This window comes from Candidatus Polarisedimenticolaceae bacterium, from assembly GCA_036376135.1.
GTDB lineage: Bacteria > Acidobacteriota > Polarisedimenticolia > Polarisedimenticolales > DASRJG01 > DASVAW01.
Genome location: DASVAW010000119.1, coordinates 20,602 through 45,894, shown reverse-complemented (window position 1 = coordinate 45,894; position 25,293 = coordinate 20,602). Strand labels below are relative to the sequence as shown.

The 25,293-nt window shown below is 71.1% G+C and carries 19 protein-coding genes; 14 read left to right on the top strand and 5 right to left on the bottom strand.

Annotated features, from left to right (window positions below; translation table 11 throughout):
- Positions 1-43: 43 nt before the first annotated feature.
- Genes VF139_12130 through VF139_12100 form a run of 7 tightly spaced genes read left to right on the top strand, consistent with a single transcriptional unit; the run spans position 44 to position 8,529 of the window.
- Positions 44-2,683, top strand: a complete 2,640-nt coding sequence (locus tag VF139_12130) for a hypothetical protein (GenBank protein ID HEX6852139.1) — start codon at positions 44-46, stop codon at positions 2,681-2,683.
- Positions 2,684-2,693: 10 nt separating this feature from the next.
- Positions 2,694-3,035, top strand: coding sequence for an S-adenosylmethionine decarboxylase (locus VF139_12125; GenBank protein HEX6852138.1), 342 nt, complete (start codon positions 2,694-2,696; stop codon positions 3,033-3,035).
- Entirely contained in the window at positions 3,032-4,966 is a 1,935-nt protein-coding gene (locus VF139_12120) for a DUF4178 domain-containing protein (GenBank protein HEX6852137.1), read from the top strand. The genes VF139_12125 and VF139_12120 overlap by 4 nt, the downstream gene beginning before the upstream one ends.
- On the top strand, positions 4,963-5,148 hold the full coding sequence (locus VF139_12115) for a hypothetical protein (protein HEX6852136.1): 186 nt from the start codon (positions 4,963-4,965) through the stop codon (positions 5,146-5,148). Before VF139_12120 ends, VF139_12115 begins: the two co-directional genes overlap by 4 nt.
- Positions 5,148-5,390, top strand: coding sequence for a DUF350 domain-containing protein (locus tag VF139_12110; protein ID HEX6852135.1), 243 nt, complete (start codon positions 5,148-5,150; stop codon positions 5,388-5,390). Before VF139_12115 ends, VF139_12110 begins: the two co-directional genes overlap by 1 nt.
- A 5-nt stretch (positions 5,391-5,395) precedes the next feature.
- Positions 5,396-6,901: a polyamine aminopropyltransferase gene (locus tag VF139_12105; protein ID HEX6852134.1), complete on the top strand. Its 1,506-nt coding sequence runs from the start codon at positions 5,396-5,398 to the stop codon at positions 6,899-6,901.
- On the top strand, positions 6,889-8,529 hold the full coding sequence (locus VF139_12100; GenBank protein HEX6852133.1) for an FAD-dependent oxidoreductase: 1,641 nt from the start codon (positions 6,889-6,891) through the stop codon (positions 8,527-8,529). The genes VF139_12105 and VF139_12100 overlap by 13 nt, the downstream gene beginning before the upstream one ends.
- On the opposite strand, the gene VF139_12095 is transcribed toward VF139_12100, so the two are convergent.
- A complete protein-coding gene (locus VF139_12095) occupies positions 8,507-9,238 on the bottom strand; it encodes a transporter (protein HEX6852132.1) in 732 nt (243 codons plus the stop codon). The two genes, VF139_12100 and VF139_12095, sit on opposite strands and share 23 nt — an antisense overlap.
- A 94-nt stretch (positions 9,239-9,332) precedes the next feature.
- Between VF139_12095 and VF139_12090 the strand changes: the two genes are divergently transcribed.
- The 3 genes from VF139_12090 (at position 9,333) to VF139_12080 (ending at position 15,051) form a co-directional block, all read left to right on the top strand.
- Positions 9,333-13,799, top strand: a complete 4,467-nt coding sequence (locus tag VF139_12090; protein ID HEX6852131.1) for a M36 family metallopeptidase — start codon at positions 9,333-9,335, stop codon at positions 13,797-13,799.
- A 317-nt stretch (positions 13,800-14,116) separates the two neighbouring features.
- The gene (locus tag VF139_12085) at positions 14,117-14,575 is read left to right on the top strand and encodes a hypothetical protein (GenBank protein ID HEX6852130.1); all 459 of its coding nucleotides are present in this window, start codon (positions 14,117-14,119) and stop codon (positions 14,573-14,575) included.
- Between the two features lie 104 nt (positions 14,576-14,679).
- The gene (locus VF139_12080) at positions 14,680-15,051 is read left to right on the top strand and encodes a hypothetical protein (GenBank protein HEX6852129.1); all 372 of its coding nucleotides are present in this window, start codon (positions 14,680-14,682) and stop codon (positions 15,049-15,051) included.
- Here the strand turns inward: VF139_12080 and VF139_12075 are convergent.
- The gene (locus VF139_12075) at positions 15,048-15,728 is read right to left on the bottom strand and encodes a gamma-glutamyl-gamma-aminobutyrate hydrolase family protein (protein ID HEX6852128.1); all 681 of its coding nucleotides are present in this window, start codon (positions 15,726-15,728) and stop codon (positions 15,048-15,050) included. The genes VF139_12080 and VF139_12075 overlap by 4 nt on opposite strands.
- A gap of 78 nt (positions 15,729-15,806) precedes the next feature.
- On the opposite strand from VF139_12075, the gene VF139_12070 reads away from it, so the two are divergent.
- Positions 15,807-16,727 carry a DUF4097 family beta strand repeat-containing protein gene (locus tag VF139_12070; GenBank protein HEX6852127.1) on the top strand — a complete coding sequence of 307 codons (921 nt, stop codon included), beginning with the start codon at positions 15,807-15,809 and terminating at the stop codon, positions 16,725-16,727.
- 18 nt (positions 16,728-16,745) lie between these two features.
- On the opposite strand, the gene VF139_12065 is transcribed toward VF139_12070, so the two are convergent.
- Positions 16,746-19,271, bottom strand: coding sequence for a trypsin-like peptidase domain-containing protein (locus tag VF139_12065; protein HEX6852126.1), 2,526 nt, complete (start codon positions 19,269-19,271; stop codon positions 16,746-16,748).
- A gap of 59 nt (positions 19,272-19,330) precedes the next feature.
- On the opposite strand from VF139_12065, the gene hemF reads away from it, so the two are divergent.
- Together hemF and VF139_12055 are read left to right on the top strand one after the other, a co-directional pair.
- A complete protein-coding gene (gene hemF / locus VF139_12060) occupies positions 19,331-20,230 on the top strand; it encodes an oxygen-dependent coproporphyrinogen oxidase (GenBank protein HEX6852125.1) in 900 nt (299 codons plus the stop codon).
- A gap of 103 nt (positions 20,231-20,333) precedes the next feature.
- On the top strand, positions 20,334-21,893 hold the full coding sequence (locus tag VF139_12055; GenBank protein HEX6852124.1) for a hypothetical protein: 1,560 nt from the start codon (positions 20,334-20,336) through the stop codon (positions 21,891-21,893).
- Between the two features lie 113 nt (positions 21,894-22,006).
- Here VF139_12055 and VF139_12050 read toward each other — a convergent pair whose 3' ends face one another.
- Positions 22,007-23,053 (bottom strand): L-threonylcarbamoyladenylate synthase, encoded by a 1,047-nt coding sequence (locus VF139_12050; protein ID HEX6852123.1) that lies wholly within the window; start codon positions 23,051-23,053, stop codon positions 22,007-22,009.
- Between the two features lie 38 nt (positions 23,054-23,091).
- Between VF139_12050 and VF139_12045 the strand changes: the two genes are divergently transcribed.
- Positions 23,092-24,039 carry a metallophosphoesterase gene (locus VF139_12045; protein ID HEX6852122.1) on the top strand — a complete coding sequence of 316 codons (948 nt, stop codon included), beginning with the start codon at positions 23,092-23,094 and terminating at the stop codon, positions 24,037-24,039.
- On the opposite strand, the gene VF139_12040 is transcribed toward VF139_12045, so the two are convergent.
- A complete protein-coding gene (locus VF139_12040; protein ID HEX6852121.1) occupies positions 24,017-25,180 on the bottom strand; it encodes a sigma-70 family RNA polymerase sigma factor in 1,164 nt (387 codons plus the stop codon). The two genes, VF139_12045 and VF139_12040, sit on opposite strands and share 23 nt — an antisense overlap.
- Between the last annotated feature and the right edge of the window lie 113 nt (positions 25,181-25,293).

Sequence of the window (25,293 nt, the reverse complement as noted above, 5' to 3'; positions counted from 1 at the left end):
TGTAGCGTCCCGCCTTCTATACTCCGCGCCCCAGGAGGTTCCGATGTTCCTCGCATGCACCGTGGCGTCGATCGTCCTCGCCGCGCCCGCGGCGCCCGCCGCCCCCCCGAAACGCACCCTCGAGGCGGCCGACGTCTCCGGGCTCGCGTTCCGAAGCGTCGGCCCCGCGAACATGGGCGGCCGCGTCTCGTCCATCGCCTGGGTCCCCGGGAGCCGGACGAGCTTCTACGCCGGATTCGGCACCGGTGGCGTCTTCCGCACCGAGAACCTGGGCGTTTCGTGGACGCCGGTCTTCGACGATCAGCCGCTCCTGTCGATCGGCTCGATCGCGGTCGCCGGGGAGAAGGGCAAGCTCGTGTGGGTCGGGACCGGCGAGGGGAACAACCGCAACAGCTCGTCGTGGGGGAACGGCGTCTACCGTTCGACCGACGGGGGAGCGACCTTCCGGAACGTCGGCCTCCAGGCGACCCGGGACATCCCGGCGATCGCCCTCGACCCGCGCGATCCCGACGTCGCCTACGTCGCGGCGCTCGGACGACTCTGGGGCCCCAACCCCGAGCGCGGGGTCTTCAGGACCGCCGACGGCGGCTCGACCTGGCAACACGTGCTGAAGGTGGACGCCGACACGGGGGCGTGCGCGGTCGTGGTCGATCCGGCGAGCCCCGACACGGTCTACGCCGCGCTGTACGCGAGGCGGCGCACGCCGTGGAGCTACACGGGGGTCTCCGCGAAGGGAGGGCTCTTCCGCTCCGACGACGCGGGGAAGAGCTGGAAGAAGCTGACGCAGGGGCTGCCGGGACGCACCGGCCGCATCGGCCTCGCCGTGTTCCCCGCGGACCCGAAGATCGTCTACGCCGTCGTCGAGAGCGACGAAGGCGGGACCGGGCGCGACCCGTTCGACGACCGGTCGGTAAGCGGCGGCGTCTTCCGCACCGACGACCGCGGCGAGAGCTGGACGCGGGTGAGCGACATCAACTTCCGCCCGTTCTACTTCTCGAAGATCGCCGTCGACCCGAAGGACGCGAATCGCGTCTACCTCCCCGGCTGGGACGTCGCGATCTCGGACGACGGGGGGAAGGCGTTCCGCCGCTCCGGAAGCGAGTTCGTGCATGTCGACCACCACGCGTTCGTCGTGCACCCGGAGGACCCGAGCCTGATCCTCGACGGCAACGACGGCGGCGTCTACGTCTCCGTCGACCGTGCGAAGACGTGGGAGCACCGGGACAACCTCGCGGTCGGCCAGTTCTACCGCGTGGCGGTCGACGGCGCCGATCCCTACCGCATCGCGGGCGGCCTCCAGGACAACGGATCCTGGGTCGGCCCCTCGGAGACGATCTTCCGGACCGACGACGAGCCGAAAGACGGGATCCTCAACCGCGATTGGCGCGAGATCTTCGGCTGGGACGGGTTCACGGTGCAGTTCGATCCCGACGACCCCGACCAGTTCTACGCGACCGGGCAGGGGGCCGTGCTGCTGCGCGTGAACCTCCGGACGGGGGCGGTGAAGTTCCTGCAGCCCGCGCCGCGCGAGGGACAGGAACGGTTCCGCTTCAACTGGAACAGCCCCTACTTCGTCTCTCCGCACGACCCGACGGTGCTGTACCTCGGCGGCAACCGGGTGTTCCGGCTCACGCGGAAAGGGGAGGCGTGGGAGGCGATCAGCCCCGACCTCTCGCGCCGGGACGTCGACCGCATCCAGACGGTCGGCTCGGAGGCGGAGACGCACGGGACGGTGACCGCGCTGCGCGAGTCGACCGCGAAGAAGGGGCTGCTCTGGGCGGGGACCGACGACGGCCGGGTGCACGTCACCGAGGACGCGGGGGCGACGTGGCGCGAGGTGACTCCGAAGGAGGTCGGCGGGATGTACGTCTCGTCGGTCGTCCCCTCCGCGCACGACGCCGCGCGCGCGTACGTGTCGGTCGACGGACACCGCACCGACGTGGAGCGCCCGATCGTTCTCGCCACCGACGACCTGGGGAAGACGTGGCGCGCGATCGAGGCGGACCTCCCGAAGGACGCTCCGGTCAAGATGCTCCACGAGGATCCGCGCAACGCGCAGGCGCTCTACGCCGGGACGGAGTTCGGGGCCTACGCGACGGTCGACCGCGGCAAGCACTGGGTGCGCCTCAACGGAAGGTCGCTCCCGCCCGCGCCGGTCGACGACCTGCTCGTGCATCCGCGTGAAGGCGACCTCGTCGTCGCCACGCACGGCCGCAGCGTCTGGGTCCTCGACGACGCGTGGTTCTTCGGCCAGTTGACCCCCGAGCTGATGGCGAAGCCGCTCGCCGCCTTCGAGGGCCCCCCCGCGCGGCCGCGATGGTTCCTCGGTCGAGCGTACGGCTCGGGGCACGCGATCTTCCGTGCGAAGAACCCGCCCCCCGGCGCGGCGATCCAGTTCTGGGTCAACGACCGCGCCTCCGAGCCGGTGTCCATCGCGATCGCCGACGCGAGCGGGTTCGTCGTGCGCACGCTCACGGCGACGAGCCGCCGGGGCGTCAACCGCGTGGTGTGGGACCTCACCGCCGACCCCAAACACGTCGTCGGGACGGTCGACGCCGACAAGTTCGGCCAGACGCAGTTCGTCCCTCCCGGGGCGTACAAGGCGACGATCACGATGGGCGCGGAGAAGGCGGAAACGAAGGTGACCGTGCTCGCCGGCCCCGACGCCGGGCCGACGCGGTAGGCTTCGCGGCATGGACCGGGGCAGGGAGTGGATCGTCGACGCCTGGGGGTGCGACCCCGGGGCGCTCACCGACGCGGCTCGCCTGCGCGGGATCTGCGACGGCGTCGTCCGTGACGTCGGGCTTCGCGTGGTCGGGGAGCCGGCCTGGCACGTCTTCCCGGGACCGGGAGGCGTGACCGGGCTCTACCTCCTCGCGGAGTCCCACCTCGCCTGCCACACCTACCCGGAGTCCGGCTGGGCGTCGTTCAACCTCTACTGCTGCCGGCCGGCCCCGCGATGGCCGTGGGAAGATCGGCTCGCGAAGGGCCTGGGCGCGGCCCGCGTCGCCGTGCGCGAGGTGGAGCGGGGATGAGCCCGGCCGCCGCCTCCTGTCCGGCGTGCGCGGCGCCGGTCGAGTTCCGCACGGGCGACGCCGCGGTCAAGCGTTGCTCGTTCTGCGGCTCGGCGATCGCCCGCGCGGACCGCGGCCTCGAGGATCTCGGCAAGTACGGCGCGGTCGTCGAGACCGACTCTCCGCTCGCGCTCGGGTTGAAGGGGGTCTGGCAGGGGATCCCCTTCGAGCTCGTCGGCCGTGCGCAGCTCGCCCACCCGTCCGGAGCCGTCTGGGAGGAGTGGTTCGCCTGGCTTTCGGACGGGCGGTGGGGCTGGCTCGCCGAGGCGCAGGGACGGTTCACGTGGACGTTCCCCGAGCGCCGGATCGCGTCGAACGACCTTCCCGCGCTCGATTCCCTCGAGGCGGGAGCGTCCGTCGCGATCCCCGGCTTTCCCCCTCACGCACGCTGGGTCGTGGCCGAGGTCTCGACGGCGACGCTGACGGCGGCGGACGGCGAGATCCCCTACCGCGCCGCTCCGGGGGAAACCTACGACTTCGCCGACCTGTCCGGGCCCGGCGGTGCCTTCGCGACCCTCGATTACTCCGAGGACCAGCCGCTCCTGTTCGCCGGGCGCGTCACGACCCTCGAGGCGCTCGGATTCGCCCCGGACGTCGTGGCACGTGGGCGCGAGGCTCGCGCGATCGGCGCCCTCAAGCTGTCCTGCCCGAAGTGCGCGGGGGCGCTCGAGCTGCGCGCCCCCGACGCGACCCAGCGCGTGACCTGCCCCTCGTGCGGCGCGCTGCTCGACGCCGACCGCGGGCAGCTGAAGCTGCTGCGCGTCCTCGAGCGGCCGCGGCGCAAGCCGTTCGTGCCGATCGGCGCCCGGGCCGCCTTCGACGGCACGACCTGGACGGTCATCGGGTACCTCGTGCGCTCCGCGAAGATCGGCGGGATCGACTACCCGTGGGAGGAATACCTCCTCTGGGAGCGCGTGGTGGGATTCCGCTGGCTCGTCCGCAGCGACGGTCACTTCAGCCTCGTGGAGCAGGTCCCCGTCGGAGAGGTCGTCGACTCCGGGGCGGCCGCCTACCACGACGCGCGCGCGTACCGGATGTTCCAGGACGCCCCGGCGCGGGTGGACGAGGTCGCCGGCGAGTTCCCGTGGAAGGTCGCCGTCGGCGAGCGCGTGCGCGCGGTCGACTTCGTCTCGCCCCCGTTCGTGCTCTCGCGCGAGTCGACGAAAGGGGGGAAGGAGCGCGACGCCGAGGTCACCTGGTCGCACGGGCGCTACGTGCCCGTCGGCGAGGTCGAGAGGGCGTTCGGCGTGGAAGGACTCGATCGACCGGTCGGGATCGCGCCGAACCAGCCCTACCCGCACGACGGATTCTTCCGGTTCGCCGCCTGGGCGGCGGCCGGCTGGCTCGTGCTCCTGCTCGCCGTCACGACGATCGTCCGCCCGACGTCCGTGCTCACCGACTCCGTCGACATCACCCCGGCGACCGGGTCGGGAGTCTCGACGGTCTGGTTCTCCCCGCCGATGCGGCTCTCCGGCGGGAAGAACCTCGTGGTCGACCTCTGGGCCGGGGTCGACAACGCGTGGGTTTGGGTCGAGGGGGATTTCTTCGAGACCGCGACGGGGCGCGTGATTCCCTTCTCGACGGGGGTCGACTACTGGTACGGGAGCGACGGCGGCGAGCGGTGGAGCGAAGGCACCCGGAAGCGGCGCATCTACCTCTCGGCTCCGGCGTCCGGTGAATACACGCTGCGCCTGGAGACCGAACGCGGCGGCGCGCAGCCGCCCGACCGCCTGGGGGTGAAAGTCGCCCAGGGGGTCGCGCGGTTCACGCACGCGCTCGCGGCGCTCGCCCTGCTGCTCGTCGTCCCGATCGGGGTGCTGTTTCACCGGAGTGCGTTCGAGCGGCGGCGCTGGGAGGAGAGCAACGTCGCCCCCGAGGAGGACGACGCATGAGCCGCCTGGCAAGGGGTTACCTGATCTTCGCCTCGATCGTCCTCGCCGGATGGGCGGCCGTGGCGTTCACCGGACGGGAGTTCTTCAACGCCCCGGAGCAGCGCCTCCCCGCGGAGGCCCGGGCACCGGGAGGGCCGCGCACCTTCCATTTCTGGCACTCCGGCTACCGAGGAGGCAAATGATGACGTCCGTTCTCGGAATCCTGCTCCCCTGGCGCGACCTCGCCACGCTGCTCGCGCAGACGGCGATGTGGTCGCTGCTCGGGATCGTCCTGTTCGCGTTCGCGATCTGGGTGATGGGGAAGCTCTCGCCCTTCTCCCTGCGCAAGGAGATCGAGCAGGACCACAACGTCGCGATGGGGATCGTGATGGGCGCCGCGCTGCTCGGGCTCGCGATCATCGTCGCCGCCGCGATCTCCGGCTGATCCCGGTGCCGCGCCCGTCGCTGCTCTTCGCGAACGTGTTCGTGGTGGCGGTGTGCGGGCTCGTCTACGAGCTGCTCGCGGGGACCCTCGCGTCGTACGTGCTCGGGGACTCCGTCACCCAGTTCTCCCTCGTGATCGGGATCTACCTCTCGGCGATGGGGGTCGGGGCCTGGCTCTCGCGTTTCGTCGACAAGGGGCTCGCCCGTCGCTTCGTCGAGGTCGAGTCGGCGGTCGCGCTGCTCGGCGGGCTCTCGGCGCCGATCCTCTACCTGGGGTTCGGCCGCCTCACCTGGTTCTCGCTGCTCCTCTACGGCGTCGTCTTCGCGATCGGCGTGCTCGTCGGACTCGAGATCCCGCTGCTGATGCGGATCCTGAAGGAGTCCCTCGAGTTCAAGGAAGTGGTCTCCAAGGTCCTCGCCTTCGATTACGTCGGCGCGCTCGTCGCGTCGCTGCTCTTCCCGCTGTTCCTCGTGCCCCGCCTGGGGCTGACGCGCACCTCGCTGCTCATGGGGATCCTCAACGGGCTCGTCGCGTTCTGGGGGACGTGGCTCCTGCGGTCGGAGCTCGGCCGCGGCGTGCGCCTCCTGCGGCTCCAGGCCGGGGGCGTCGTCCTCCTGCTGGGGGCGGGATTCGCCGGCGCCGACCGGCTCGCGACCTACGCCGAGGCCGACCTCTTCCCCGACGAGATCGTGCGGGCCGTCACCACGCCCTACCAGCGCATCGTCGTCACCCAGGGACGCAGCGGCTTCTCGCTGTACCTCAACGGCAACCTCCAGTTCCACTCCGTCGACGAGTACCGCTACCACGAGGCGCTCGCCCATCCCGCGATGGCCGCGGTGGAGCGGCCGCGACGGGTGCTGATCCTGGGCGGGGGGGACGGGCTGGCGCTGCGCGAGGTGCTGCGGTACCCGGAGGTCGCGTCGGTGACCCTCGTCGATCTCGACCCGGGGATGACCGACCTGTCGCGACGCTTCCCTCCGCTGGTCGAGCTCAACGCGCGCGCCTTCGAGGACCCGCGGGTGACCGTCGTGAACCGCGACGCCATGTTGTGGATCGAGGAGCACGACGCGCGCTTCGACGTCGTGATCGCGGACTTCCCGGACCCGAACAGCTTCGCCCTCGGCAAGCTGTACACCCGGCGCTTCTACCGGCTGCTCGCGGCCCGCCTGGCGCCGGGGGGCGCGATCGCGGTGCAGGCGGGCTCGCCGCTGTTCGCGCGGCGGTCGTTCTGGTGCATCGTGCGCACCCTCGAGTCCGCGGGGTGGCACGTCGCGCCGTACCAGGTCGCGGTCCCGTCGTTCGGCGTCTGGGGGTTCGTGCTCGCGCGGCCGATGCCGTTCGATCCTCCCGAGCGCGCGCCCGAGGGCCTGCGGTTCCTCGACGACGCGACGCTTCGCGCGATGTTCACCCTGCCCCCCGATCTCGGGCCGGTCGAGGTCGAGGTGAACCGCCTCGACAACCAGGCGCTCGTCCGTTACTACGAGGACGAGTGGCGCCGATGGGAGCGATGAGGCGGCGCGACTTCCTGCGCGCCGCCCTCGGGGCGAGCGCGGGGGCGGCGGCGTGCCGGCTCGCGCCGATCCAGGCGCCGCTCCCGGAAGGGGAGGTCGTCGGCGCCGCGGCCTCGCTGGGACACCGGGTCCGGGAGGCTCGCGTCGAGCGTCCCGGCCCCGATCGGTGGGAGCACGTCGAGGTCGCGATCGTCGGCGCGGGGATTGCCGGACTCGCCGCCGCGCGGCGGCTGCGCCGCGCGGGCGTGGAGGACTTCGTGCTCCTCGACGTCGAGCCGGCGGTCGGCGGCACCTCGCGATCGGGGCGGACCGGGGGACTCGCGCATCCGTGGGGGGCGCACTACCTCCCCGCTCCCGCGGCCTCCAATCCGGACCTCGTCGAGCTGCTCGACGAGATGGGCGTCGTCGAGGGGCGCGACGTCGAGGGCGAGCCGGTCTTCGCCGAGGAGGTGCTCGTCCGGGACCCGGAGGAACGGGTCTTCTACCGCGGGCGGTGGTACGAGGGGCTCTACCTGACCGCCGGCGCCGGGCCGGCCGACCTCGAGGAACTGCGTCGGTTCCAGTCGATCCTCGACGATTGGTCGGGGCGCGTGGACGGACGCGGTCGCCGCGCGTTCGCGGTCCCGTCGGACGCGGGTTCCGACGACGCCGACCTCGCCGCGCTCGACGCGATCACGATGGCGTCGTGGATGGACGAGAGGGGGTTCGGCTCGCCGCGCCTGCGGTGGCTCGTCGATTACGCCTGCCGCGACGACTACGGGCTGCGCGCGGAAGGGACCAGCGCCTGGGCGGGGCTGTACTACTTCGCGGCCCGGATTCCGAAGCCCGGTCGCGAATCCGAGCCGCTGCTCACGTGGCCCGAGGGGAACGGGCGCATCGTTTCGCACCTCGCCCGTTTCGCCCGCGGCGCGATCCGAACCGGGGTGGTCGCGATCGACGTCGAGCCGGTCGCCGAGGGGGTGGAGATCGTCGCCGCCGCGGCGTCGGGGGAGGTCCGCGGCTTGCGCGCCCGGCACGCGATCTTCGCGGCGCCCCAGTTCGTCGCGCGCCACGTCGTCGGCCCGTGGCGCCGCGAGCCCCCCGATCACCTCGACGCCTTCACCTACGCCCCCTGGCTCGTCGCGAACCTGCACCTTCGCGACCGCCCCGTGGATCGCGGATTCCCCGCCGCCTGGGACAACGTCCTCTACGAGAGCGACGCGCTCGGCTATGTCGTCGCCACCCACCAGGCGGGGATCGACCGAGGCGAGACGGTGTGGACCTGGTACGAGGCGCTCGCCGGTCGCGACCCGCGCGACGCCCGCGACCGGCTGGAGAAGGCCACGCAGCCCCAGCTCGCCGAGCGGGTCCTGTCCGACCTCGACCGCGCCCATCCCGACCTTCGGTCCCGCGTCGCGCGGCTGGACGTCATGAAATGGGGGCACGCGATGGTGCGGGCGGTGCCGGGGTTCCGCTTCGGACGGGATCGCGTGGCGGCGTCCCGTCCGCTCGGCCGCCTTCACTTCGCGAACGCCGACCTGGCGGGCCTGCCGCTGATCGAGGAGGCGTTCTTCCACGGGAACCGCGCGGCGGACGCGATCCTGGAGTCGCGACGCGCCCCGGACCTCAGTAGGGGTGCTCGAAGCTGACGTAGAGGAAGATCGAGCGGGCGCCGCTGCTCGCGCCGACCCCGATCGGCGCGGCGATTCCGGGGACGATCTGAAGCCCGCTCTTCAGGTCGTGCGACCACCGGACCCCGGGGCTGACGAGGAAGATCGCGTCCTCGTCCCCCTCCACGTAGGACGACTCGAGCATCACGTTGAATCGCGGGCGTGCGAGCCAGATCAGCGACGCCCCCGCGTTCCACGTGTCGAGGTCGGCGACGATCGTCGCCCCCGCATTGAGGTGCGAGACGAACCTCTTTCCCAGGGTGACGCTGAGCGGGAGGTTCACCTGCGCGCCGAGCTCGCCGGAGCCGCGCCCGCGGTCGTCGTCTCCGGTCGGCAGGAGGAGCGAGAGGCGCGGCGCGAACGCCACCGGCGTCTCGCCGCTTCCCACCGCCTGGTAGCGCCAGTTGACGAACAGATCGCCGACGCCGTTGCGATCCTCGAGGTGGACGTAGGGGAGCGTGAAGCCGAGCTGGTGCTTCTGGCTCCTCACCGGCCACTCCTGCGTGAAGGTGTAGGCCCAGTCGCCGCTGTCGTCGTCGCGCGTCCAGTTGCTGATGTGCTGCACGACCCTCGTTTCCTGGTTGTACGCCTCTTCCACGAGGAACGAGTTGTCCTGGATGGGGCCGTCGCCGGCCGCGGCGATCGGGGCGAAAAACGCGAGAATCAGAAGCGCTCGGGTCGGGAACACGGAGATCCTCCTGGGTCGGGGTGGCGGCGCGAGCGGTCTCCTCGTATCACATCTCCGGCCCGCCGGGGCCGTTTCCGAGCAGCTGGGGGTATGGATGCGCCGAGTCCTGGGAATCGTCTGCCTCGCGGTCGGGGCCTCCGCCGCGTACGCCGTCACCGATCCACACGATCACGGGGCGCAGGATCCGCGGATCCGGCCCCTTCGCCCGCCGGTGACGTCGACCGAGTCGTCGAGCGAGGGCGAACGGGAGTTCGTGCGCGACCGCCGGACCGGACGGATGGTGATGGTCCAGGGACGCGGGATCCCGATCGTGCCGGGGCGGGGGAACACCCTCGACGCTCGCGCGCTCGCGGGCCTGCCGCTGCGCGATGGGGAGGTGGGGATCGAGACCCTGGCTCCCCTCGTCGAGTCCTTCCTGCTCGAGAACGCCGCGCTCGTCGGCCCCGTTCGGGGTCGGCTCGAGCTCGACCCGAAGGCGAGCGTGTCCAGCGCCGACGGACGCCTGCACACTCTCCAGTACCGATGGTCGATCGACGGCGTCCCCGTCGAGGGGGCGTACGCGTTCGTCCGGATCAACTCGGGGAACATCACCCAGTTCGGCGCTCCGTTCGTCGGCGACAGCGCGGTGTCGACCCGCCCCGCGATCGAGGGGGAGGCGGCGCGACGCATCCTCGCCCGCTGGTCGGGGGACGAGGAGGTCGCGCGGTTCCGCGGACAGCCCGCGCTCGTGATCCAGCTCGAGGACGACGGCCGGGAAGGGATCGCCCATCGTCTCGTCTGGATCGTCGAATACAAGGTTCCTGGGCGCGTCGAGACGTGGCAGGGTCGCGTCGACGCCCGCACCGGCGAGGTCGTCGCCTTCCGCGACGTGAACCAGTACGGCCGGGTGACCGGCGGCGTCTACCCGCGCACGGTCGTGGACCAGGAGATCCGGGTCCCGTTCCCCTTCACGAGTGTCCAGGCGCCGGCGGCGGTCGTCGCCGACGCCGCCGGGTCGTTCACCTACGCCGGCGGGAGCGCCTCCTCGGCGCTCGGCGGGCGGTGGTTCGACGTGAACTGCGTCGACGGCTGCACGAACCCGGCGTCTCCCCTCGTCGCGTCGTCGGTCGGAACGGGGCGGCTGGACTTCGGTCTGGGGGGCGCGGACGCCGTCGGGAACGGATTCTCGACGCGGGCGGACCGCAACGCGTTTTTCCACCTGAACCAGGTCCGACGTCTCGGGAAGAAGTGGCTCCCGTCGCTCGGCTGGCTCGACACGACGATCGTCACCAACGTGAACATCCTCTCCACGTGCAACGCCTTCTGGGACGGGAGCGCGAACTTCTATCGCTCGGGAGGAGGGTGCAACAACACCGGCGAGATCTCCGACGTCATGCAGCACGAGTGGGGGCACGGCCTCGACGGAAACACCCTCGGCGGCGACGGCGCCACCGGCGAGGCGACCGCCGACGCGGTGGCCGTTCACATGACGCAGACCTCGGCGATCGGGCCGTGGTTCCGCACGAACGGCTCCCCCGTGCGCGAGCTCGACAAGACGAAGTCGTCCAAGGGGCTCATGACCCGCACGAACGTCGGCACCAAGTGCGGCGCGGGAACCGGCGCGCAGGGATTCCAGGTCCACTGCGAAGGGGAAATCTACGGGCAGACCACGTGGGACCTCTCCCAGGCGCTCGTCGCCAAGCACGGTTATCACACGGGATGGCGGACCTCGGAGCGGATCTTCTTCACGTCGCTCCCCAACGCGAGCTCGTATCTGCCCAGCGGGCCCTCCCCCGTCTACGACGCGTACCTCCAGGCGGACGACGACGACGGCAATCTCGTGAACGGGACGCCGAACGCGACCGAGATCTACCAGGCTTTCAACGCCCACGAGATCGCGGGGACGCAGCGTCCCGCCTCGACCCCGTGCGCGCGCCCGGCGCAGCCGGCGCTCACCGCGACGCCGTCGTGCAGCACCATCGCCCTGTCGTGGGCGCCGGTCGCCGGCGCCGTGCGCTACGAGGTCCTGCGCAACGAGATCCTCGAGAACGCACCGTTCTTCCCCGTCGCGACCGTGAACGCCCCCACGACCGCGTACACCGACGTCCATGTCGCCCCCGGGACCGACTACGGCTACGTCGTGATGGCCGTGACGTCGTCCGGGTGCGAGTCGCCGATCAACCTCAGGACGCCGGCGCGTCTCACCCCGCAGCCGATCCTGACCGCCGTTTCGGCGGTCGCGGACGACCTTCCTCGCGGCAATCGTTCCGGTTTCCCCGATCCGGGGGAGGAAGTCGACCTTCGGGTCGCGTTCGGGAACTTCGGCGAGATCCCCTCGGGGAACCCCTCGGCCACGCTCGTCCCCGTCACTCCGGGAGTGACGGTGCTCAACGCGACCGACTTCTGGCCGTCGCTGGAGCCGGGGGCCGCCGCCGACAACACCGGGATCCTCCGTTTCTCGACCGCGTCGGCCCAGGTCGCGTGCGGCGACGCCGTGCGGTTCCGGCTCGATCCGACCGACGGGAGCGGGTGCGTTCCCGAGACGTCCTACCTCGAGGTGGTGATGGGAACGCGCGAGACGATCCGCCGCGACGCCTTCGAGGTCGCCTCGGGGTGGACGCGCGACGCCGCGAGCTCCACGGCCACCGCCGGGGGATGGACGCTCGGCGATCCCGACCCGACCGCGTGGCAGCCCGGGGACGACGTCTCCGAGGACGGCACGTTCTGCTGGTTCACGGCGCCCAACGCCGGGGGCGAAGGGACCGACGACGTCGACGGCGGCGTGACGACCTTGCTCTCCCCCGTGATCGACCTCACCGGCCGGACCGGGGCCCGACTGAGCTTCTGGCGCTGGTTCGCGAACCGCGACCTCGGCGAGGACAGCGGCGACTTCTTCCGCGTCGAGGTTTCGTCCAACGGCGGTTCGAGCTGGGTCACGGTCGAGAACCTCGACACGAACCAGTCGGCGACGGCGTGGACGCGCCGCGAGTTCCGCATCGAGGACTTCGTCGCCCTCACCTCCCAGTTCCGGATCCGTTTCCAGGTCGCCGACGGCACGGCAACCGGGAACCTGATCGAAGCGGCCGTGGACGAGGTGCGGATCGAGCGGCCGACGTGCGACGCGACCCCCGCGTGCTACACGGCGCCGACGTTCGCGGGCCTCGCTTCCGCGACCCCCGGTGCGTCGTGCGCCGAGGTGGCGTTGTCCTGGAGCGCCGCCTCCACGAACTGCCAGAACGCCGCGATTCGCTACAACGTCTATCGGTCCACCGATCCCGCGTTCGTCCCGTCGGCCGCGAACCGCATCGCGACGGGACTCGCGGGCACCACCTTCCAGGACTCCCTTCTCGCTCCCGGAGCCTCGTACCACTACCTCGTCCGCGCGGACGACTCCCGCTCCGGGGAGGACGCCAACCTCGTCCGCCGCACGGTCGTCGCGCCCTCGGCCCCCGACCTCGTGCCCCCCGGGTTCGCGGGGTTGAGCGGCGTCTCGAGCGGCACCGCGTGCGGGGAGACGGTGCTGACCTGGTCGGCGGCGAGCGAGACCTGCTCGGTCCCGGTGTCGTACGAGGTCTACCGTTCGACCGACCCGGGGTTCGTTCCCTCGCCCGCGACGCGCGTGGCGTCCACGTTCGCCACGACGTTCACCGATGCGGCGCTGGCCCCCGGGGCCAGCTACACCTACGTCGTCCGCGCGCGCGACGGCCTCGGGAACGAAGACGCCAACCTCGTGCGATTCACGGGCGGCGCTCGCGTGCTCGACAAACCCCTGATCTCGGAGGCGTTCGAGGGCGGCCCCGCCGGCTGGACGGCGAGCGCCCCGAACGATGCCGTCACCGGGCGCTGGGAGTGGGGCGATCCCGCGCCGACGGGAGCGCAGCCGGGGGACGACACGACCGCCGATCCCGGTGTGAACGCCTGGGTCACGGGGCTTGCCGCCGGGGCGGGCGACGGCGACTTCGACGTCGACACGGGCACCACGACGCTGCTTTCGTCGCGCTACGACCTGACCGGGGCGGTCGATCCCGTCGTCCGTTACGCGCGCTGGTTCACCAACGATCGGGGCGGCAATCCCGGGGAGGATCCGTTCGACGTCGACGTCTCCAACAACGACGGCGCGTCGTGGGTCCGTCTGGAGCAGGTCGGCGCGGGGACGCCTCTCGCGTGGGTCGTCCCCGACCTTCCGCTCGCGGGCGTGTCGACGCCATCGGCGCTCATGCGCTTCCGATTCACCGCCCGCGACGGGGGTGTCGGCGGCTCGCTCGTGGAGGCGGCGATCGACGACTTCCGCATCGTCGACCGCAACCAGGGCTGCGGCGGATGCGCCTCCCCCTCGACCGTCGGCACGATTCTCGTCTCGCGCGTCGGCAGCGACGTCGTTCTCGATTGGACGGCGGATCCGGTCGCGGGGACCCGGTTCGTGGTCTACCGGCTCGGCGGTCCGGCGCTCGAGGAGGCGGTTCGCATCGGAACCACCCAGACGCGCACCTTCGTGCACCCCGGCGCCGCGTCGGCTCCCGAGTCGTTCTACTACCGCGTGAGCGCGGTGAACGCCTGCGGAGTCGAGGGCGCCCTCGAGTAGTCACCGCTCACCGGCGCGATCGTGCCGCCGGCCGCGTGCGGCGCACCGCTCCGACGTGAGCGGTCGCCGCGCGCGGGCCGGCGGCCGCGATGCGCGGCGAGTGGTCGCGCCGACCCCGCGAGCGGTTCCGTCGCCTCGAAAAAAGCGCGTATTCGCGATGTAAAGAATCGTAAAAGGTGATCCGACCCAGCCTTCCGGAAGGAACCCCCCGGAGCGTTCACGCGTAGTACAGGCGCGATCGAGAGAGTGACTCGAGATCGCAACCGGGGAATTCGAAACGACGGGGCGACGCCCCGAGGACATCCGAGGAGGCCACGATGAAGATCACGTTCCGCACGCTGTCGATCGCCGCTCTCGCTCTCGCCGCCCTTCCCGCCCTCGCCGGCGGCAAGATCGAGAAGGAAATGACCATCACCCCGGGCGGCAAGTTCCTGCTCGAGACCGACGCCGGCTCCGTCACCGTGGTCGCCACCGGTGACGCGGCCGCGTCCGTCACGATCAGCTCCGACCGGGACGACATCGCCCAGCTTCTCAACGTCCGCACCGACGTCAAGCCCGGGCTCACCAAGTTCACCGCCCGCAAGAACGACTCGCAGGCCTGGCGCGAGGGGATCCGCGTCCGCTACGAGATTCGCGTCCCCGCCGGCTCCGCGCTCGACCTCCGCACCCCCTCGGGCGACCTTCGGGTTCCCCGCCTCGACGCGAACGCCCAGGTCGTGACCACGGGCGGCCGGCTGACCCTCCAGAGCGCCGGCGACGTCCGCGCGTCGAACTGAATCAGGCCTCCTGGGCCCGGTGCCGTGCCCCCCGGGGCGCCGGGCCCTATATTCCCTCTCGGCGCCGGCCCCCCTTACCGCAGGCCGGCGCCGGCGAGGGGACGATGAGCCAGAGGCACGACGAACGCCGCCGCAACGACCGCTTCCGGTTCGACGCCGAGGAGGCGGCCCGCTTCCGGTTCCGGTTTCCCGACGAAGACGGCGCGTTGTTCGAGTCGAAGGTGCGCGACATCAGCGGCTCGGGCCTGTCGTTCCTGGTGGTGCCTGGCCTTCCCACCCTCGAGGCCGGCGACCTGCTCCGCGAGGTCGAGGTGCAGATCGGAGGTTCGCCCATCCGCGGGGAGATGGTGATCCTCCACATCACGCCGGAGTTCGAGCCCGGCGCGACCTGCGGCGGGCTGTTCTACCCCAGAAGCGACGACGACCTTCTGGCCGTGCGACATCTGCTCGCGGAGCTCGCGCAGGCCCGCGCCTAGGTTCGCTTCTCCGCGATCGCCGCGCGGCGGAAGGCGGCGAGGAATCGCGCCTGCTCCTCGAACGCGAGCTCGTCCTGCGGCCCCGGCGGCATACCGCGCCTGGCCAGGAATTCCGCGCGCGCCTCCGGATGGAACTGCACCGAGAAGACCGGGAGCGTGTCGTGCTCGAGCGCGTCGATCGCCACACGCTCGCGCGATGCGGTCACGCGGAACCCCCGCGGCCGCGACCGCACCACCTCGCCGTGACTCGCCACGATCCGCATCGGCCCGTCCGGGGCGAGCCGGCTTCCCGAAAATCGCGTGGTCTGGACCCCCCGCTCCTCGGCACCGTCCTCGTGCAGCCGCCCGACGGGGGCGCCCGCCCGAGCCGCGACGAGTTGATGACCGAAGCAGATGCCGAGCAACGGCCGGCGCAACGCCCCCGAGATCAGCGGGTCGAGCCAGGCTCCGAGGTCCGCCAGCCACGGGTGGGGGTCGTGGACGGAAGCCCGCGACCCCATGACGACCACCGCGTCGGCGTCGTAGGGATCGCCGGGCCGCAGCGCGGTCGCCGGCTCGAGCGCGGGGCGGATCACCCGGTGGGTTCCGGGCCAGTCCGCGACGATCTCGGCGACGCCCGCATCCTCGGGCCACACGATCGAAGGGTCGATCACGAGCAGTCGGAGCGTGTGCTGCATGCGCGAAGTGTAGCGGCAGGCGGAAGCGCGGGAACCCCGGCGCGCGGGCCTGCGTAGACCCGGGCGAGGAGGTTTCCCATGCGTTCCGTCTTCCGCACGTTCGTCCTCGTCGCCGCGGCCGTCACGGCCGCCACCGTCGTCCATGCCGACTCGCGGATCGAGAAGACCCTGAAGCTCGCCCCCGGCGGGAAGTTCTTTCTCGATTCGCAGGCCGGCAGCGTCGAGGTCCAAGGCGTCGCCCGCGACGGCGTCCGCGTGGTGATCACCGCCACCTCGGACGATCTGGCGGAGCAGTGGACCTTCGAGATTCAAGAGCTCCAGGGCGAAGCGCGCCTGATCGCTAGGCGCAAGGGAAGCGACGGCAAGTCGTCCTGGTTCGGAGGCTGGTTCAACTCGGAGCGCGCTCCGAAGTTCGTCGTCGAGGTTCCCTCCAAGGCCGACGTGGAGGTCGACACCGGCGGCGGCTCGGTCTCCGTCCGCGACCTCGAGGGCGCCGTGGCGGTCGATACCTCCGGCGGGGCGATCCTCGTCGAGAAGGTCCGCGGGAACGCGCGGCTCGACACCGCCGGCGGCTCCATCAAGGTCTCCGGCCTCGACGGTTCCGTCCTCGCCGACACCTCGGGGGGCTCCATCCGGATCGCGGGAGTGACCGGCGACATCAAGGCCGACACGTCCGGCGGCTCGATCTCGCTCGACGCCATCGCGGGGCTCGTCGACGCGGACACCTCGGGGGGCTCGATCTCGGCGACGTTCGCGAAGGGGAACAACCGCGGCGGGCGCCTGGAGACTTCCGGCGGCTCCATCCGCGTCGCACTCGACCCGACGATCGACCTGCGGATCGACGCCGAAGCGTCGGGCGGAGGCGTCTCGAGCGAGCTCGAGCTCACCTCGACGACGACCAAGTCGCGCTCCCACCTGAGCGGCACCTTCGGGAAGGGCGGCCAGGTCCTCCGCGTCGAGACCTCCGGCGGGTCGATCTCGATCGAGCCCATTCCCTGACGCGCCGCGACGAAGGGGTCAGGGACAGGGGGCCGATGCCGGTGACCGCTCGACGCCGGCGGAGTCGGACCCGTAGGAGCCTTCGCCGGCGGCGTTGCGCGCGACCACGAGGAAGCCGCGGTCGTCGGTGAGGGTCGCGAGCAGGGCGGTCGTCGCGTTCCCGAGGTCGGCTTCGCACTGCGCCGAGACGGGCGCGCCCAACGTCGTGCGGTAGAGCCCGTACGACGCCGGGGAGCCGCCGGAAGCCGGTGCGGCCCAGTCGAGGCGGAACGATCCCGCTTCCTTCGCCATCGTGAAGGCCTGCGCCTCCCCGGGACGCACGAGCGCGGGGGCGCAGCCGTAGGACGTCGAGGAGATCACGACGTCGTCCACATACCATCCTTCGTCCCCGATGCTCGCGTCGGCCGCGAACCGCCAGCGGAACTGCACGTTCTGACCCGCGAGGGAATCGAGGTCGGCGTGCACCTCGAGCCATCCCCCCGAGTCGCCGGCCCAGGCGGAACGTCCCGCGAGGGCGGATCCCGAGTTCAACGTCGCCACGTAGCCGTTGCTCGTGAGCAGCGGGGCCGCGTCGATCCAGTTCGTGCCGCCGTTGGTCGTGTACTCGAGCACGCCGCCGTCGTAGTTGGCCTCCGTGTTGTAGCGGTGCTTGAAGCGGAGGACCGAGTTCGCGGGAAGCGCCGCGAGCGAGGGCATGAGCAGGCGCGCCTCCTGGGCGGTCGTCGGGTCGGCCACGAACCAGGAGTGCGTGGGGCTCGTTGCGTCGGCGGTCGTCTGGGTCCAGGCGATCGTCCCGGAGACGGTCTGGTTCGTCCATCCGTTGACCCCGGACTCCATGGCGTCCTGGAAGGTCGTCGCGACGGAGGCGGTCCCGGTGGGGATCGAGAACGACGAGGTCCAGGCCCCCGGCGTCTCGGTCGCGGTGAAGTCGAGCTTCAGCGGAATCGAGTCGCCGCAGGAGAAGGACGGGTCGAGCCGGAGCGTGAAGTGCGGGGCGTTCGACGGGCGCGACTGGGAGGACGGGATGTCGGGCCACGAGGACGATCCGTCGTCGACCGCGACGAGGGCCTGCGTCGTCGTGAGGGTCCCCGCGACCGCGGAGGCCCCGAGGGTGCCCGAGTTCTCCGCGGTGACCTGGAGGACGACGGTTTCGCCGGGCTCGACGACGCCGTTCCCGTTCCCCTGGGCGTCGTCGACGACGTGTGACTGGTAGCCGAGCTTGGGCTGCGGGATGCGGCACGCGGCGGCGTCGATCCCGTCCTCGGCCACGACGCCGGTGCCGGCGGGGTCGAGCCAGTCGCGCAGTCGCGAGGCCGCCGTGCCGCCGCCGTTCCACGAGACGTCGAGCTTGCCGAACTCGTCGTAGGTGAGGCTGCTGCACGACGCGGTACCGCCGTGCAGCTGCCCGACGATCCGGGAGCTCTGGTCGAACAGAGGCGAGCCGGAGGAGCCGGGCTCGGTCGTGCCCTGCTCCCACTGGGAGATGCGCCAGTGGTCGGGTCCCCAGTTCTGGCCGTCGATCAGGGGATCGTCGTTGTAGGTGATCGCCTTCTCGTCGTTGTTCGGGTGGTGGATGCACCACGACTCGGTCGGCGCGGTCGTCGAGCGCGACCAGCCGTTGTAGTACGCGCCGTACGCCTCGGGAATCTCCTCGTCGATCTCGAGGAGGGTCATGTCGCTCGCGGAATAGGTCGCCCGCAGGAACGCGCCGGAGACCTGCTGGTTCGTCGGCGCGACCCCGGAGCCGCATTGCGGGCGCTCGTAGTTGAACTGGAAGATCGTCCCGGCGGCGGAGCTCTGGCTCGACAGACAGTGGTTCGCGGTGAGCACGTAGTTCCGACAGTCGCGGGCGGTGTTGGTGATGAGGGAGCCGCTGCAGTACCCGCCGCCGGAGTCGAGGAGGTTCACGACGCCGCGTTTCTCGTCCTGCCAGTTCGCGCCGAGGGGGCAGTTCGGGTCGACGTTGCAGGCCCCCGAGTCGGGCTCGATCGGGTCGGTCGGGTCGCCGATGCCGAACACGCTGCGATAGCCGTGGAGGACCGTGCCCAGGTGGAGGTTCGGCTGGATCGCGTCCTTGGGCGGGTGCGGCCACCGGACCTCGACCACGGCGGTGTCCCCCGGAACCGGAGGCACCCAAAGCTGTCCGTGAGACCGCTGGTCCGACGCGTCGTACGGGCCGTGGATCGTGCGGAGTCCCGGATCGTGGACGGTCAGTCGGGCCCCCGGCTGGAGCCGGAAGGTCCCGAACCCCAGGACGAGCCACATCGCGCCGTCCGAGCGGACCCGGAACCGCCAGAGGCGCTCGCCGTTCTCGAGAATCTCGAGCTTGGCGGCGCGGGTCGGCTCGAGGTCGGTCTTCATCGGGAATCCCGCGCGCGGCGGCACGTCCTTCCCCGACCGCGCGGCGTCCTCCGCCAGCAGCGTCGCGACGTCCACCGGAGGCAGGCGATGGATCGGCGTGGACTCGAGCGGGGAGGGGCCGCCCCAGGCCGAAAGCGAGACGACGGCGAGCCCCGTCCACACCAGCAAGCGGCGGAATCTCATCATGGCGCCCTTATACCGCGAGAGTTCCCCTCGGGGGGGCGTCTAGAATGCCCGGCGGCATGGATCGCACCGCCGTCCTCGACTGGCTCCGGGAGCTCCAGGAGCGACTTTGCGCCGCGTTCGAGGACGAGGACGGATCGGGCCGCTTTCGCGAGGACACCTGGCGGCGCGCCGAAGGGGGCGGGGGCCGGACCCGGGTCCTCCGGGGGGGATTCGTCTTCGAGCAGGCCGGCGTGGGGTTCTCCCACGTCCGCGGCGCGCGGCTCCCTTCGTCGGCGACCGAGCAGCGCGCCGAGCTCGCCGGCCGGTCGTTCGAGGCGATGGGCGTTTCGGTCGTCGTGCACCCCCGCAACCCCTACGTCCCGACCTCGCACTGCAACGTCCGTTTCCTCGTTGCGGAAAAGCCGGGGAGCGATCCGGTCTGGTGGTTCGGCGGCGGCTTCGACCTGACCCCGTATTACCCCTTCGAGGAGGACGTGAAGGCGTGGCACCGGGCCGCCAAGGAGGCGTGCGCGCCGTTCGGCGACGAGGTGCACCCGCGATTCAAGCGGTGGTGCGACGCATACTTCTTCCTGAGGCACCGCAATGAGGCGCGCGGGGTCGGCGGGTTGTTCTTCGACGACCTCAACGACTGGGGTTTCGACCGCTGCTTCGCCTTCGCGCGCGCCGTCGGCGACACCTACCTCGCCGCGTACCTCCCGATCGTGCGTCGCCGGCGCGAGACCCCGTGGGGGGATCGCGAGCGCGACTTCCAGCTGTATCGCCGCGGGCGGTACGTCGAGTTCAACCTCGTCTACGACCGCGGCACGTTGTTCGGGCTCCAGACCGGAGGGCGGACCGAGTCGATCCTGATGTCGCTGCCGCCGCTCGTGATGTGGCGTTACGACTGGGCTCCGGAGCCCGGTTCCCCCGAAGCGGAGCTCTCCGAGAAGTTCCTCCCCGCGCGGGAGTGGGTCTGAGGTGACGATGCGTACGATCGTGTCCTTGACGTTGATGCTGGTCCTCGCGGGATGCGCGGGGGCGCCGGAACCCGAGCCCGCGGCTCCCGCTGGAGGAGAGAAGGTGACGCCCCGACGTGCTTCCTACGCCGAGGTCACGCTGACGACCGACCTCGGCGCGTTGACCGACAACGAGCGGCGGATGCTCCCGCTGCTGATCGAAGCCTGCCGGGAGATGGACGCGATCTTCTGGCTGCAGGCGTACGGCGACCGGCAGCCGCTGCTCGCGTCGATCTCCGACCCGGAACTCCGTCGGTACGTCGAGATCAACTACGGCCCGTGGGACCGCCTCGACGCCAACAAGCCGTTCCTCGAGGGCGTGGGCGCGAAACCCGCGGGTGCGGGGTTCTATCCGACGGACATGACCGACGCCCAGTTCCAGGAGGCGGTGAAGGCGGCCCCCGACGGCGGAGCCGCGCTCAAGAGCCTGTACACCGTCGTGCGCCGGGATCCCGCCGGAAAGCTCGTCACCGTGCCTTACCGCGAGGCGTACGCGCCGCAGGTCGCCCGCGCCTCGTCGCTCCTGCTCGAGGCCGCCAAGCTCGCCGACGATCCCGGCCTGAAGCGGTACCTCGAGCTGCGGGCCAGGGCCCTGCTCACCGACGACTACCGTCCGTCCGACTTCGCGTGGATGGAGATGAAGAACAACGTCGTCGACGTCGTGATCGGGCCGATCGAGACGTACGAGGATCAGCTTTACGGGATCCGCGCGGCGCACGAGGGGTACGTCCTCGTCAAGGACCGGGCGTGGAGTCGCAAGCTCGAGCGTTATGCGCAGCTGCTCCCCGCCCTGCAGCGCGGCCTTCCCGTCCCCGACGACTACAAGAAGGAGACGCCCGGCACCGAGTCCGACCTGAACGCCTACGATGCGGTCTTCTACGCGGGGGACTGCAACGCCGGGTCGAAGACGATCGCCATCAACCTCCCGAACGACGAGGAAGTCCAGCTCAAGAAGGGGACGCGCCGGCTGCAGCTCAAGAACGCCATGCAGGCGAAGTTCGAGAAGATCCTCGTCCCGATCTCCGAGCGGGTGATCGTCGCCGACCAGCGCAAGCACGTCACCTTCGACGCGTTCTTCTCGAACGTGATGTTCCACGAGGTCGCGCACGGCCTCGGAATCAAACAGACGGTGGGGGGCTCGGGGTTCGTCCGCGAGGTGCTCAAGGAACAGTACGGCGCCCTCGAGGAGGGGAAAGCGGACGTCCTCGGCCTCTACATGGTCAAGAAGTTGCGCGAGATGGGCGAGCTGCAGGGCGGGGAGCTCGCGGACAACTACGTCACCTTCGTCGCGGGGTTGTTCCGCTCCGTCCGTTTCGGCGCGTCGAGCGCGCACGGGCGCGCGAACCTCGCGCAATTCGAGTTCCTCGAGAAGGAAGGGGCGTTCACGCGCGGCGCCGACGGGGCCTACCGCGTCGACTTCGAGAAGATGGGCGCGGCGGTCGACCGCCTCGCCGAGAAGATCCTCAGGCTGCAGGGGGACGGCGACTACGAAGGATCGCTCGCGTTCCTCCCGAAGGGCGCGCAGCCGACCGGCTCGCTCAAGGCCACGCTCGACGCCGTGAACGCCTCGGACGTCCCCACCGACGTCGTCTTCCGCCAGGGCATGGACGTCCTCAACAAATAGGGACAGCAACCTATTCGCTAAATAGGGACAGTCCCTCTTTTCCAGCTCCGAAGACACACGTCGCGGAGCTGGAAAAGAGGGACTGTCCCTATTTAGCGAATAGGTTGCTGTCCCTATTTGACGGCGGTGGCGCGGCGCAGGCGGTCGGCGATCGCGTAGCCGAGCCCCTCCTCGCCGGGCCACGGCTCGGTGACGAGGGTCGTCGCCTCGGAAGCGTCGAGGGCGCGCAACGCCGCAAAGAGGTTCCGTGCCGCCTCCTCCGCGTCGCCGGAGGGACTGAGCACGCGGAGAATCGTGGGCGGCCCGGCGCAGGCGGCGGCGATCGCCTCGGCATCCCCCGACGCGGCGAGGATTCCGGCGCCGGCGGGGAGCAGCTCGCGACGTTCCACGTCGTTCAACGCGAGGATCGCGCGCGGGAGCAGGTGCAGGGGTTTCACGGGCGCATAGTGGCTTTCGAGCATCCCCGGGGAGCGCGCGGGGGCGCCCGGGCCCACCACGCGCGGCACGACGGCGACGGGTGCGCCGGTGACCGCGATGAGCGACTCCCGAGAGATCCCGCCCGGCCGCAGCAGCCGAAGCCCTCCCTCCGGATCGATCGCGACGACGGTGGACTCGACGCCGACGGCGCAGGGCCCCCCGTCGATCACCATCGAGACCCGTCCCCACAACTCCTGGACGACGTCGGAGGCGGTCGTCGGGCTGATCCGGCCGAATCGGTTCGCGCTCGGCGCGGCGAGCGGAACGCCGGCCGCGGCGATCAGGGCGCGCGCCACCGGATGCGAAGGCGCCCGAAGGGCGATCGTCGCCAGGCCGCTCGTGGCGAGGTCGGGGACCATCGGGGTCTTCGGCAGGACCAGGGTCAGCGGCCCCGGCCAGAACGCGTCGACGAGCGCGCGAAGGCGGTCGCGGGCGCACGCGCCGAACGCCGAGAGGTCCACGAGCCCCGTCGCGTCGATCGCGCCGCCGATGTGGACGATGAGCGGGTCGAACGAAGGGCGCTCCTTCGCGGCGAAGATCGACGCGAGGGCGTGCGCGTCGAGGGCGTTCCCCGCGAGGCCGTAGACGGTCTCGGTCGGGATCCCGACGAGATCCCCATGCCGCAGTGCGGCTGCGGCTTGCGCGATCGTCTCGGGCGTCGGCGGCAGAACCCGTGTTTCCACGCTGGCGATTATGGCGCGTGGCGTCCACATTGGGGCGAATGCGTCGCCGATCGATGTCCCCGCCGCGTCACGTCGCCTTCCCGCCCGCGCTTCCGGCTCGCCCGCGGCCGCGTCGCTTCCTGGATCCGGTCGGCGGCTGGTTCCGCTCGCTCGAACGGCGCGCGAGCTACGCGTTGAGCCGCTGGGTCTTCCCCCGCGTGCCCGGGATGACGCGCCCCTACGGGGCGATCCTCTCCCGCGCGCTCTCGGTGGAGGAGGCCGACCTCCCGTTGCGCGCCCTGCACCCGGACCTCGACGGCGCGCGGGTGCTCTTCGTCTCCGACGTCCACGCGGGGCCGTTCCTCGCGCCCGACGATCTCGCCGAGGCGTTCGATCGGCTGCTCACCCTCGCGCCGGACGTCGTCGTCCACGGGGGCGATCTCGCCACCACCCGAATCGACGAGATCGAGCCCCACGCGTCCGCGCTGCGACGCCTGAAGGGTCCGCTCGGCGCGTTCGCCGTCCTCGGAAACCACGACCACTACACCGGACGGCCCGAGCGCGTGCTGGCCTTCCTGAGAACCTGCGGAGTGCACACGCTCCACAACGAGGCGGCGGTCGTGCGCCGCGGCGACGGAACGCTGCTGCTCGCCGGGATCGACGACTGGAACATCGGAAAACCCAGGCTCGCCCACACGCTGGCCGCAGCCCGTGCGCTCGATGCGCGGGCGCCGATCGTCGTCGTGTCGCACAACCCGGACGCCTTCTTCGAGGCCTCGACCGCGGGCGCTTCCGCCGTTCTCAGCGGGCACACCCACGGCGGGCAGGTGCGTTTCCCCGGCTTGCCGGTGCTCGTCAGGATGAGCCGCTACCGGCTCGACGAAGGGCTCTACCTCCACGGCGGCGCCACGCTCGTGGTCAGCCGTGGACTGGGCGTCTCAGGGATTCCGCTCCGCCTCGGGGTCGCCCCCGAGGCGGCGCTGCTCACGCTTCGTAGAGTTCCTTGAGGTCCTTGCAGACGGTCGAGCTCTGGATCTTGCCGAGCGCGACCGCCTCGATCTGGCGCACCCGCTCGCGGGACAGCTTGAGCACGCGGCCGATCTCCTCGAGGGTGAGCGCCTGCTCGCGGCCGATGCCGAAGCGCAGGCGGAGGATCTCCTCCTCGCGCGGGGCGAGCGCGCGGAGCGACGCCTCCACCTTCGCACGGAGCTCGCGCTCGCCCGTGAGCTCCATCGGCGAGCGCAGGCTCGTGTCCGGGACCGTCTTCGAGAGGTCGTAGCCGCGGTCGTCGGGGCCGCGATCCTCGAGGGGCTGCGGGTCCTGAACGACCGCGAGGACCTCGTCGATCACCGAGACCGGAAGGTCGAGGACCTTCGCGATCTCCTCCGGCGTCGGCTTCCTCCCGAGGGTCTCCGCCATCTCGCGCGAGGTCCGGCGCACCTTCTTCATCTTCTCGTTCACGTGGACGGGGATCCGGATCACCTTCGCCTTGTCGGCGATCGCCCGCTCGACCCCCTGCTTGATCCACCAGAACGCGTACGTCGAGAACTTGTTTCCGCGCTCGTGCTCGAACTTCTCCACGGCGCGCATGAGCCCGATGTTCCCTTCCTGGATCAGATCCATGAACGGGAGGCCGTGGTTCAGGTACTTCTTCGCGATGTGCACCACCAGGCGCAGGTTCGCGAGGATCATCGCGCGGCGCGCCTCGTCGAGGCGGGCCTTGTGGGTCTTCGCGTCCTTGGCGATCTTCACGACCCGCGGCTCGGGGAACTCCGCCGCGTACCGCTGCAGCCGCGTGCAGAAGACCTCGACGCGGTCGATCGGCCACGTCGCGCCGGCGCGGGGGCCCTTCGCGTCCCCTTCGAGGATGTAGTCGCGGCACGACGCGGGGAGCCGGATCGCGAGTTTCGCGAGGGCGAGGCGAGCCTCCTTCAACTGGCTCGCGAGGCGCACCTCCATCTTGTCGTCGATGAGCGGGGTCGCCCCCATCTCGCGGAGGTAGAGCGGCAGCAACGTCTGCGGGCTCGGGTCGTCCGCCGACCGCGGCTCGCGCTTGCGCTCCTCGGGCTCCGGCAGGAAACCGCCGTAGTCCTCGTCGTCCTCGATCCGGGGGTAGATCGATTCGGAACGCATTTCCCAACTCGCCATGGCGAACTCCTTCCGAGGCGTGAGGCCAATCCTACCCGGAGGTGATCGTCTGTCAACATTTTGTCCAGTTTTACTTGGCACTCGTCCTGGACAATTAATACGAGCGCTGCCGA

Excerpts from the sequence above, each read along its gene's own strand:
- VF139_12075 (HEX6852128.1), bottom strand. The coding sequence starts at position 15,728 with ATGCAGCACACGCTCCGACTGCTCGTGATCGACCCTTCGATCGTGTGG.
- VF139_12040 (HEX6852121.1), bottom strand. The coding sequence starts at position 25,180 with ATGGCGAGTTGGGAAATGCGTTCCGAATCGATCTACCCCCGGATCGAG.
- VF139_12085 (HEX6852130.1), top strand. The coding sequence starts at position 14,117 with ATGAAGATCACGTTCCGCACGCTGTCGATCGCCGCTCTCGCTCTCGCC.
- VF139_12070 (HEX6852127.1), top strand. The coding sequence starts at position 15,807 with ATGCGTTCCGTCTTCCGCACGTTCGTCCTCGTCGCCGCGGCCGTCACG.
- VF139_12080 (HEX6852129.1), top strand. The coding sequence starts at position 14,680 with ATGAGCCAGAGGCACGACGAACGCCGCCGCAACGACCGCTTCCGGTTC.
- VF139_12115 (HEX6852136.1), top strand. The coding sequence starts at position 4,963 with ATGAGCCGCCTGGCAAGGGGTTACCTGATCTTCGCCTCGATCGTCCTC.
- VF139_12125 (HEX6852138.1), top strand. The coding sequence starts at position 2,694 with ATGGACCGGGGCAGGGAGTGGATCGTCGACGCCTGGGGGTGCGACCCC.
- hemF (HEX6852125.1), top strand. The coding sequence starts at position 19,331 with ATGGATCGCACCGCCGTCCTCGACTGGCTCCGGGAGCTCCAGGAGCGA.
- VF139_12045 (HEX6852122.1), top strand. The coding sequence starts at position 23,092 with ATGCGTCGCCGATCGATGTCCCCGCCGCGTCACGTCGCCTTCCCGCCC.
- VF139_12110 (HEX6852135.1), top strand. The coding sequence starts at position 5,148 with ATGACGTCCGTTCTCGGAATCCTGCTCCCCTGGCGCGACCTCGCCACG.
- VF139_12120 (HEX6852137.1), top strand. The coding sequence starts at position 3,032 with ATGAGCCCGGCCGCCGCCTCCTGTCCGGCGTGCGCGGCGCCGGTCGAG.
- VF139_12100 (HEX6852133.1), top strand. The coding sequence starts at position 6,889 with ATGGGAGCGATGAGGCGGCGCGACTTCCTGCGCGCCGCCCTCGGGGCG.
- VF139_12130 (HEX6852139.1), top strand. The coding sequence starts at position 44 with ATGTTCCTCGCATGCACCGTGGCGTCGATCGTCCTCGCCGCGCCCGCG.
- VF139_12065 (HEX6852126.1), bottom strand. The coding sequence starts at position 19,271 with ATGAGATTCCGCCGCTTGCTGGTGTGGACGGGGCTCGCCGTCGTCTCG.
- VF139_12090 (HEX6852131.1), top strand. The coding sequence starts at position 9,333 with ATGCGCCGAGTCCTGGGAATCGTCTGCCTCGCGGTCGGGGCCTCCGCC.